This window comes from Candidatus Cloacimonadota bacterium (genome assembly GCA_034722995.1).
Classification (GTDB): domain Bacteria; phylum Cloacimonadota; class Cloacimonadia; order JGIOTU-2; family JGIOTU-2; genus JAGMCF01.
Genome location: JAYEOL010000003.1, coordinates 1 through 10,321 on the forward strand (window position 1 = coordinate 1; position 10,321 = coordinate 10,321).

General features: G+C 31.6%; 11 protein-coding genes. All 11 read right to left on the reverse strand.

The window, feature by feature from the left end; all coding sequences use genetic code 11:
* Positions 1–241 precede the first annotated feature (241 nt).
* Positions 242–625, reverse strand: a complete 384-nt coding sequence (locus U9R23_00290) for a hypothetical protein (GenBank protein ID MEA3474879.1) — start codon at positions 623–625, stop codon at positions 242–244.
* The gene (locus U9R23_00295) at positions 618–1,547 is read right to left on the reverse strand and encodes a site-specific DNA-methyltransferase (protein MEA3474880.1); all 930 of its coding nucleotides are present in this window, start codon (positions 1,545–1,547) and stop codon (positions 618–620) included. The genes U9R23_00290 and U9R23_00295 overlap by 8 nt, the downstream gene beginning before the upstream one ends.
* A gap of 1 nt (position 1,548) precedes the next feature.
* Complete coding sequence (locus tag U9R23_00300; protein ID MEA3474881.1) at positions 1,549–2,181, reverse strand: ThaI family type II restriction endonuclease; 633 nt, start codon at positions 2,179–2,181, stop codon at positions 1,549–1,551.
* A 179-nt stretch (positions 2,182–2,360) separates the two neighbouring features.
* Complete coding sequence (locus U9R23_00305) at positions 2,361–2,714, reverse strand: four helix bundle protein (GenBank protein MEA3474882.1); 354 nt, start codon at positions 2,712–2,714, stop codon at positions 2,361–2,363.
* Between the two features lie 125 nt (positions 2,715–2,839).
* Entirely contained in the window at positions 2,840–4,201 is a 1,362-nt protein-coding gene (mtaB, locus tag U9R23_00310) for a tRNA (N(6)-L-threonylcarbamoyladenosine(37)-C(2))-methylthiotransferase MtaB (protein ID MEA3474883.1), read from the reverse strand.
* Between the two features lie 279 nt (positions 4,202–4,480).
* Entirely contained in the window at positions 4,481–5,524 is a 1,044-nt protein-coding gene (locus U9R23_00315; GenBank protein ID MEA3474884.1) for a bifunctional phosphoglucose/phosphomannose isomerase, read from the reverse strand.
* A 76-nt stretch (positions 5,525–5,600) separates the two neighbouring features.
* Positions 5,601–7,328: a phosphoenolpyruvate--protein phosphotransferase gene (ptsP, locus tag U9R23_00320; GenBank protein MEA3474885.1), complete on the reverse strand. Its 1,728-nt coding sequence runs from the start codon at positions 7,326–7,328 to the stop codon at positions 5,601–5,603.
* Positions 7,328–7,594 (reverse strand): HPr family phosphocarrier protein, encoded by a 267-nt coding sequence (locus U9R23_00325; protein ID MEA3474886.1) that lies wholly within the window; start codon positions 7,592–7,594, stop codon positions 7,328–7,330. The genes ptsP and U9R23_00325 overlap by 1 nt, the downstream gene beginning before the upstream one ends.
* Positions 7,595–7,807: 213 nt before the next feature.
* Positions 7,808–8,776: an HPr(Ser) kinase/phosphatase gene (gene hprK, locus U9R23_00330; protein MEA3474887.1), complete on the reverse strand. Its 969-nt coding sequence runs from the start codon at positions 8,774–8,776 to the stop codon at positions 7,808–7,810.
* 11 nt (positions 8,777–8,787) lie between these two features.
* Positions 8,788–9,300: a ribosome-associated translation inhibitor RaiA gene (raiA, locus tag U9R23_00335; GenBank protein MEA3474888.1), complete on the reverse strand. Its 513-nt coding sequence runs from the start codon at positions 9,298–9,300 to the stop codon at positions 8,788–8,790.
* A 1-nt stretch (position 9,301) separates the two neighbouring features.
* Positions 9,302–10,222, reverse strand: a complete 921-nt coding sequence (gene lipA / locus U9R23_00340; protein ID MEA3474889.1) for a lipoyl synthase — start codon at positions 10,220–10,222, stop codon at positions 9,302–9,304.
* Between the last annotated feature and the right edge of the window lie 99 nt (positions 10,223–10,321).

Genomic DNA, 10,321 nt, shown 5'->3' on the forward strand with positions numbered 1-10,321 from the left:
GTTGTCTTTCCAATGAAATCTAAATTCTTTTCAAAATAAATATCAAAATGAGTGGTCTCCATTACTGACCAATTAATATCTTCATATTTGACTTTATTCTTACCGAATTCTAAAGCATTTAATGGAATAGCGATAAGCAAGATAAAAATAATTATTATAAACTTTTTCATAATTTCACCTATTCTTAAAATATTTTTGGATAATATTTATATTATTTTTACAAATCAATCTTTAAATCTTATTAAACCTTACCTTCAGCTAAAATAGTAGTTCCAAAATCTCCTGAATACTTTTTAAATAAAGCCCAAGTAACACCATAAAGACCTATGGTTTCATGTCCCGAGTCAATTAAAAAATAATGCTCTTTATAAATTCCTACCAATTCATCTATCACTTCGCTACTTTGTTCCTCTGCAAATCTATAATAAGCATCTTCGTTTTCTTCACTGGATTTTGTCGGATCATATACCTTGCTTACGCAACACCCACCCCAGCCTTCATAAGCCAATAAGTATTTTCCATTTTCCTCTATACCAACTTCATCTGAAATTTCTTCTAAATTATCCCATATCCATTGCCAGATTTTATGCGGAACTTTTATTGTTTCATGGTTTATTTTAATCATTTTTGAAATCAAACAATTTTGGAGATTTAGAGTCTATTAGAAATTTTCTAATGCGTCTTTCTGCTAATTTTATATACTCTTTATTTATATCATATCCAATATAATGCCGTTTTGCTTTAATTGCTGCTATCGCGGACTGACCGCTTCCCATAAAAGGGTCTAAAACAATCTCTCTTTCAAAAGTATAAAGTTGAATCAACCTATATGGAAGTTCTACGGGGAAAGGAGCTGGATGCCCAATCTTACGCGCTGGTTCTGCTGGAAATGTCCAGACACTTTTGGTAAATTCAAGAAACTCTTCTTTGGAGATGGTGTTTTTTCTCTTGTTATTATTCTTCCTACCGAATGTGCCTTTAGAAAAAACCAATATATATTCGTGAATATCTCGTAAAGTTGGATTTGTCGCAGACAGCCAACTTCCCCAGGCTGTGGAAGGACTAGAACTTGAAGCTTTGTTCCATATAATTTCTCCTCTCATCAAGAATCCCAAATCAAGCATATCTCTCACAATGAAAGTATGCAGTGGAATATATGGTTTCCTCCCTAAATTTGCAATATTAATACATGCTCTACCTCCAGGAACAAGTACTCTATAAACTTCTTTCCAAATCCTTTTCAAAAATCCCAAATATTCCTCAAGTGTAAAATCCTCATCATATTCTTTTCCTACATTATAAGGTGGGGAGGTCACCATTAAATGAACGCTATTATCTGGCAGCTCTTCCATCATTTCAGAAGACTTACAGAAAATTTTATCTAAAAATTGTTCAGGGATAGGATTTTCTACATACTTAACTTTCTGCTCCTTGGGCAATCCTTGGTATAGTTTGCTTGTATAAAAGGCTGTAGAATCATGGTTTATTCTCCCGGGAGAGCCGAAAGAACTCGTTTGAGTTCCTTTCTTTCTTTGGTTGGTTTTCATTTCAATCTTCCCTCCAGTAATCCACCCACCTTTTGTAAGGGTTGTAATCTATTTTTGTTCTTTGCCAATGTATTTTAATAGTTTGGGATAATGCATCTTCAACTAAACTTGATAGTGCCTCCCTGGTTATTTCCACACCTCTTGGATTTGTCCCCTGTTTAGGAAGTTTAATATATCTTTCTTTACCTATTCTATCAAAAAGTCCTTTTTGGGCTTCCAGTGGTATGTAATAAAATCCTCCTGTATTATTCCAATTAATTTGTATAAGCAAAATATCACAATGAGGATAATAAGTTTCTCTAAATTCTTTTGCTTTTTGTGCATCAACCGTCCATATAAGTTTAACTCCACTAAAACTTTTACCTGTGATTGTTTTGATGGATATAGGCTCACCAAATAATCTTACATCTACCTCAGGTTCAGTAATAGGAATTTCAGTTTCTACATTTGTTTCTTTGAATTTATATATAAGCAAAGCAACAATTATTTTCTCACGAAGAGACCCAACTTCCATCCCAATCTTCCCAGCTCTTGAACTTTCTAATTCTGCAAGCTGAAATAAATATGGTAAGTGTGTTTTAATTCTTTTTATAAGTTTTTCATCCTTAAATATTTTTATCAATCTGCTTGACATCTTCTATACCTCCGTATAGGCAAAAACTACATATATGGATTTAACATCTGCTTTCCTTTATATTCGTTTCCCATCTGTTTTAACCTTTTAGAAAATTATTTTTTTAACTAAAACGGCATTTGGTGATTTGGAGATTTGGAGATTTGGAGATTTGGTGATTTGGTGATTTGGTGATTTCATCATTTATTTCTCTTTGCTGTTTGATAGGACTTTGCAAATATTGCAGTAAGTTCAGTTGCTTCCTTTAATAATGATTGAATTTTATTTTTCGGTAAAAGTTCTGTTTCTATAATCAGTTCCAACCAAAATAAACTTTCATCAGCTTCTTCCAATACAATATGCAATTTAGAATTAAACTCTGCTTTAGATCTTCCTCGGCACGCAGAGCGGTAGTTGGCGCCAACGGAAGTACCGGAGCGAATTAATTGATTACCAATTGCCCGTCCTGTAAGGGTTTGGGGCAAGGCTTCCACAACTTTTATAATCCGCAATGCAAATTGTTTTGTTCTTTCCTTTAATACTTCTCTATTCATAATTGTTATTTGGAGATTTAGAGATTTGGAAATTTGGAAATTTTAGATCAACAAATCAACAAATCAACAAATCCTAAAATTCCTAATTTAGTTTCTTGTCTTCCTTTATATTTTTTTATCATTTCTTATGTTTTTCTCGCTAAGTTATATTTTCCCACTAAAACACCATTATTTTTTTGACAATTTTTTCTGGCAACTAAATTCTTCAATTCGCCTTTTTTAGCATTTTTATCTTTTAAATAAATTCTGACATAGTGGTCTGAAACTGCGGTCCAATAGCAATCTTTATTAGTTTCTAATACAGCTTTTAAAGGAATTTGATTATCAATAAGAAAATTGCAATACTTCATTTTCTTTTTATGACTTAATTTTATAAGTCTGTGCATTCGTTGTCGATTTTTTATTCCATCAGATTTCCATTTCATCTTTGCAGATGAAGTATTTGGACGAGGTTCACCCTGTGAAATAATGCTTTGCATTAAAATCTCTGATTTTATTTCACGGGGTGAATATCTGAAAATATGCAAATAAGTAATATCTAACCTATCAATAAATGAATATGTTTTTTCAAACTCTTCATCAGTTTCACCATTAAATCCGACTATGACATCACATCCTATCGCAGAATCAGTGATTTCATGCTTTATATTATAAATAATTTTCTGAAAATCATCTGTAGTATATAAGCGGTTCATTTTTTGTAAAATTATATCAGAACCACTTTGAAGCGGAATATGAAAATGATGACAGATTTTCTCATTATTTGCAATATATTTTATCAACCTATCACTAAAGAACATTGGCTCAATAGAGCTCAATCTAATTCTTTGAATATCAGTTTTAGAACTTAAATCTTCTATCAAATCAATGAGAGAATATTCGTTAAATTCCCGACCATAAAGCCCAAGATTTATGCCTGTTAATACAATTTCTTTTACACCATTTTTTACTAATTTTTTAACCTGTGTGATAACATTTTCTGGTTTTCTACTTCTCGGTTTTCCCCTTACATAAGGTAAAATGCAATATGAGCAAAAAAAATCACATCCATCTTGCACCTTAATCGGCACACGAGTATGAAAATAAAATTTATCTGTGTTTAGTTCTACAAACTCATCGGACAGATTTCGGCTTTCATCTTTAAGGCTGTTATTTACTATACAATCAAATATTTGACCTTTTTCATTATTTATAAAGGTTAGAATATTGGAATCAAGCTGTGGGAAGAAATCAGGTTCATTTTCAACATAACAGCCAGCCACAACAATTTTAGTGTCAGATTTTTTCTGTGCAATAGCTTTTCTAATAAGATAGCGGGATTTATATTCAGCTCTGTTTGTAACACAGCAAGTATTTATTAAATAGATGTCTGCAGATTGAGAAAAATCAACAAGCTTGTATCCAGACTTAATAAATTGATTTAAAACTGCTTCAGTTTCGTATTGGTTTGTTTTACAACCCAGAGTTGCGACTGCGATGGTTTTCATTTTAGAAATATTTAAAAATTCGTAAAGATTTATAAAAATTTATAAAGATTAGTAAAAATTAAAAATTCGTAAAGATTTCAAATCTTTCAAATTTTATCCCTTCACCCTGCTGGTAGATTCTTGTTATTTTCTAATCCTTTAGAAGTTGAAAAGTTATTCTTCATACTTCCCGCCAAATAATAAACTTGACGAAATATTTAATATCTACTTGTCTGGGCGCCATAGCACGATCGGTGCAACGATATGAATTTTATTCCATCCCCTAAATATTTTCATTCATTAAATAGACTTTTTTAGATAATCAATGTAATTAATTGCTGATGGATTAACCTTATTTAAAATTGCCAGATAATAACTAATCATATCACAAAATAGAATTGTAGAGAACATCCTACCCATCAATGTTTTCCCATCAGTATAAATCTCTAAAAATTCAATATTTTCATTCTTGAAAACATTTTGAAAAGCCTGTAGCCGATTTAAATATTTATCTTCCTCTTTAAAGTCTCTGATGAAAATCGGAATTAAGTTTGGATTTTTTGATTCCCATCCTTCAATTTCGTTATGATTCATTTCAGAGAATGTATTGCTAAATGCGTGGTTTTTTGAGTTTTCATTAAACTGGCATTTGAACCTATATGCAAGTGGATATAATTTTGGATTACTGCTATAAATTACAGGTATCTTTTTATATATCTTTGATGCTATTTGTTTTGCAATATTAGTTTCAACCTTGATATCCTTTGAAATGAGTTTCAATTTATTTTTAAGATTTAAAAGGGTAAGTTTTACATTTATTTGCGGGTTTGAGATAAGTTTAAGTTCCTCTAATACTTTTACAATTGAAAAGAACAGATAACCAAGAGCAGCTCTTGGCTGAAATCCACCTGGAATTAACTTTATTAAATAACCTTCCCTGGAAAAATGCTTCAAGATGCCACCAGAAGTAATCATAGCAATTTGAGCTCCTTTATGTTTTAAGGTTTTAAAACAGGCTACTGTCTCTTCAGTATTACCTGAATAACTGCATACGATTCCTAAAGTGGAATTATCAATATAATTTGGCAAATTGTAATCTTTAATAACATAAATGGGTATCTTATCTTCAAAAAGACTTTTAGCTATATCTCCTGCAATAGCAGAACCACCCATTCCACAAATGAAGACCTTTTTAATATTAATATAAAACCGAACCAATTCATGTGGTTCCTGGTTAAAGTATGTCTCCTCTATCTGATTCGGTAATGAGACGATTTGTTCATACATCTTTTCAGTATCCAATCTGTTGTAATTACCGGAATAATCTAAACTGATTAATGACATTTTACTCCTTTTCTCTTTTTTAATATCCAATTATTTTTTAAAGGTTTAAAATCAAATGTAACTTTAGCAAGTTAAATCAATCTCCCTTATCCTTAATTAAAGATTTATAGAACTTTTCAATTTCCTCACGCGACTTAAATTTCATTTTATTATATTTATTCTGTAAATCCTTTAAATCATAATTTCGTATTTGTTTTTTAGTTGTTAAAAAATTGTCAGAATTAACACTAAAAATTTTCAATCCCATACCTAATAACAATGGTACAGCTATTGGGTCTCCAGCCATCTCTCCACAAAGGCTAACATCAATTCCGGCTTTATTTGCAGCATTTATGGTCATCTCAATAAGTTGCAACACAGCAGGATGAAAGTAATTAAACTCTTCAGATAATGTCTCATTATCACGGTCAGCCGCTAAAATATACTGTGTTAAATCATTGGTTCCAATACTAAAGAAATCTGTAATTTCTGCCAGGTTTTTAGCAAGTAAAGCAGCAGAAGGAACTTCAACCATAATACCTATTTCAATATTTTTATTAAAAGAGATATTATCTTTTCCAAGTAATTTTTTCACATCATTAACTAATTTTTTGGCTTTTATAACCTCATCCATTGTACTGACCATTGGAAGCATAATTTTAAGATTACCATATACACTTGCCTGTAAAATTCCTTTTATCTGTTCTCTGAAAATCTTTGGAAACCTTAGCGAGAACCTGATACCTCTACATCCAAGATATGGATTTGATTCTCTATTAAGTCCAAACTCCTTACTTAACTTATCACCGCCGACATCAAATGTGCGAATATATATAGGTCTATTTTCAGGTAGAGAGGATGCCAAATCACGATAGATTTCAAACTGTTTTTTTGCAGGGGGAAAGGTATTTTGGGAAAAATAGAGAAACTCAGTTCTAAAGAGACCAATTCCATCAGCATATTGAAACTCAGACTTTTTAGCTTCCTCCGGGAATTCAATGTTACCCATTAATTGTATTCTATATTGATCTTTTGTTATTGCTGGGAGTTTGCTTAATTTCACTCTTTCAGCTGCGGCTTTTCTTTCTCTTTCCTTTTGTTTTTTAAAGTCCGCAATCTGTTTGGCATCAGGCTCTAATACTATAGTGCCTAAAGTCCCATCAATAATGATAAAATCATCATTATGAATCTGATGTAATGCATCCTTTATATCAAAAATAACAGGGACACCAATGGATTTGGCAATTATTGCTGAGTGGGATTTGGGAGCTCCTTTTTCAGCTATAATTCCTAAAATATTTCTGTTCCTTACATGAAAAACAAAAGATGGCGTAATTTCTTCAATTACTATTATTTTATTGTTAGGAATAAGTTGATAAAGTTCATCAGAACCATCGTATAGATTATGTATTATGCGAGTTCTTATGTCTTGTAAATCTTCTTTTCTTTGTGCTAAAAAGTCATCATCTATATTAGATAAATGATTTATTAATTTCTCAAAATAGGAATGAACAGCATATTCAGCTGACATTAGTTCATCTTTAATTTTTGATATGGTTTCATCAGCGAAGACCTTATCTTTGAGCATCTCTTGATGAGATAACAATATTGCGCGCTCTTCTTTTGCACCTGATTCTAAAAGTGATGAAAAGAATTCTAATTCTACTATTGATTTATCCAGAGCTTTGTAAAACCTATCTATATGATTTTCTACAGAAATACTATCAATTTTTTCTGTAGATACATGATAAGTGGTTTTTTTAATAATCGCAACTTTTCCAGCAGATAAACCTGACGCAATCGGACATCCTTTTAAAATTTTCATTAATCTTCTCCAAATTTATTTTCAAAAAGGCTAACTATTTCATCCATTAATTCTCTCTCATCCACACCATCAATGATAAGTTCTAACTTTGCCATGTGTCCAGCAGCCAGCATCATTATTCCCATAACACTTTTACCGTTTACTTCCATACTATCTTTTCGTATTAGGAATTTAGACCTATAGTTAGAGGAAGTTTTAGCAATAAGAGATGCGGGTCTAACATGTATTCCTAATTTATTCATTAGAATTACCTCTTTTGAAATCATTTTCTTAAATTAACCACCCCGATACAGTCGTTCCTCCTTACTGGGCAAGCTGAGGTCACCGATCGGTCTCGGCCAGTCTTGGCTCCTGATAAATCGGGAGGACTGGCGACGGTGAAACTCGGTGTTTACCCCGGTGAAATATTTTGTTTACATATTTTTCAACATTTAAAATAAGTTATTATTTCACGATGTGAATCTGTGGCAAGGTTCACTTTATTCAATATCCATTTCCAGATAGTCTCTTGTTTTACTTCTTCTCTCTATTTCTTCTTTAATTCTTTTATTAAAAACTTCAGCTGCATTATATCCATACACTTTTAGCATGTGATTCATTGCAATGACCTCAATAATTACAGCTATTCTTTTACCTGGTGAAACTGGCAGGTAAATAATTGGTATTGCAACATCAAGAAGCCTATTAAATCGTTCTTTTAAGCCAATTCTTTCATAATCCATATTGTGCCGCCAGGGAATTAGTTCTACCTGTGTTTCAATCCTTTTCTGCATACGAATTGCTTGAATACCAAACATTGCCTCAATGTCTAAAAGACCAATACCTCGGATTTCCATAAAATGTCCAAGTTTTCTATTCGCCTCTCCAATTATTATGCCTTCTTTTCTTTTTATATTAATTACATCATCAGATACAAGTCTATGCCCACGAGAAACAAGGTCAAGTACGCATTCGCTTTTCCCAATACCACTTTGACCAGTTATTAAAATGCCAACCCCAAAGACACTTACTAATGTGCCATGGATAGATTTTGAGGGTGCGAACCAATCCTGTAAAAAACTTGTCAATTTGTGATATAATATAGCCGTTGATAACCTTGACTGCAAAACTGGAATATTATTTTCATCAGCGAGGAAAACTAATTCCTTTGTGGGATACAGACCCTTTGCTATAATTATACAGGGAATATCAAACTGTGTAAAAACACTTTTTATTGCATCATATCTTTTAGAAGGAGTCAAAGATTTTAGATATTTTATTTCAGTCTCCCCTAATATCTGAATTCTATCATATGCAAAAATATCAACATACCCGGCAAGGGCTAAGCCAGGCCTATTTAATTCAGGAGTAGAAACCTTTTTCTTTAGGCTTTCATTTTTGGAAAGTATATTTAAAGCAAAATCACTCTTTTTTAAACCAAAAATCATTTCAATTGTTAAATCTTTCATACTTACCTCAATTATTGTATTTCAGCAAATTCGTAATTATCATTTATTTTCTTTAAGATAACCAATTTATTATTTTCAATATTTTTAAAAATTAGATAATCTTTACTACTATTTTGTAATTCTTTAATTGCTTGACCTTCATCTAATTCAACAGGAATAATTTTTGTATGCGAAGTATTATATGATTGCTTAATTTTTTCTTGAAAAGCATTTTTCGTGCTAATACCTTTATTAGAATGATGCCTTTGCAACTTTCCAACATAACGTTTTATTTGTCTTTCCATCTTTTTTACTGCACTATCAATCGCAGCATACATATCTTTTTCTCTTGCTTTACAAATCAGATTTAACTTCTTTACTTGAATATGTAGTTCTGCTATATCCCTGTTTTTTTCAACTCTCAATATCATATCTGCAATTATTATCTGGTCAAAATATTTTTTTAAACCCCTTATTGCTTTTTCGGTATATTCCTTCACAGGTGTTGTTAATTCAAAGTGTCGTGCTGTAATTGTGATTTGCATTTTAACCTACCTTTCTTTGTTTTTGGTAACTGCTAAGGTAACTTCTTAAGCCTTTTATTATCTCATCCAAACTTCTTGTATAATACGAACTTCTTATTAATGGACCTGATTCTACATGCATAAAACCCATTTTTTTGGCTTCTGACTTATAAAAATCAAATACTTCAGGATGAATAAAATCCTTAACTGGACAATTACTTTTGTCAGGCTGTAAATACTGCCCAATGGTAATAATGTCAACAAAATTATTTCTAGCTTCAGAAATCAAATCCAAAACTTCATAAATTTTCTCTCCTAATCCTACCATAATGCCTGTTTTAGTAAGGATTTCTGGATTTTGCTCTTTAACATAACGAAGTATAGACAGAGACCTATCATAGTCTGCTTGAGGTCGAATATGAGAATAAAGTCTTTTGATTGTTTCAAGATTATGATTAAATACTGTTGGCTTTTCTTTAATGATTAAATCTACAGAGGATTTTTCACCTGAAAAATCTGGTGTTAGTACTTCAATCAGAACATCCTTTCCTAAAGAATTTCTAATTTCTCTAATAGTATTTACAAAATGCGCTGCACCTCCATCTGGTAAATCATCGCGAGTAACTGAAGTAATGATAACATGTTTTAGACCAAGTTTTTTTGACATTTCAGCAACTCTTTTAGGCTCCTCAGAGTCAGGTAGGAGTAAATTTTTTCCTGTCTTTATTGCACAAAATCTACAATTCCGTGTACAAACATTTCCTAAGATTAAAAATACTGCTCTCCCTTTTTCAAAGCATTCGCCTCTATTAGGACATTTAGCGCTCTCACAAACAGTATAAAGATTATTTTCAGCCATTATTCTGGAGATATAAGCAGTTTTTGCAGAACCAAGTCTTCTGGCTTTTAACCAGTTAGGTTTTCTTATAGAAATTTCTCTCATCTTTAATAATTTAATCTTAATAGGCTGAATAGAGAACTAATTACAAAAAAAATAAACAATTCAGTCTTTAGAGGGTGTAATAGAATAAGTAGTATGTTT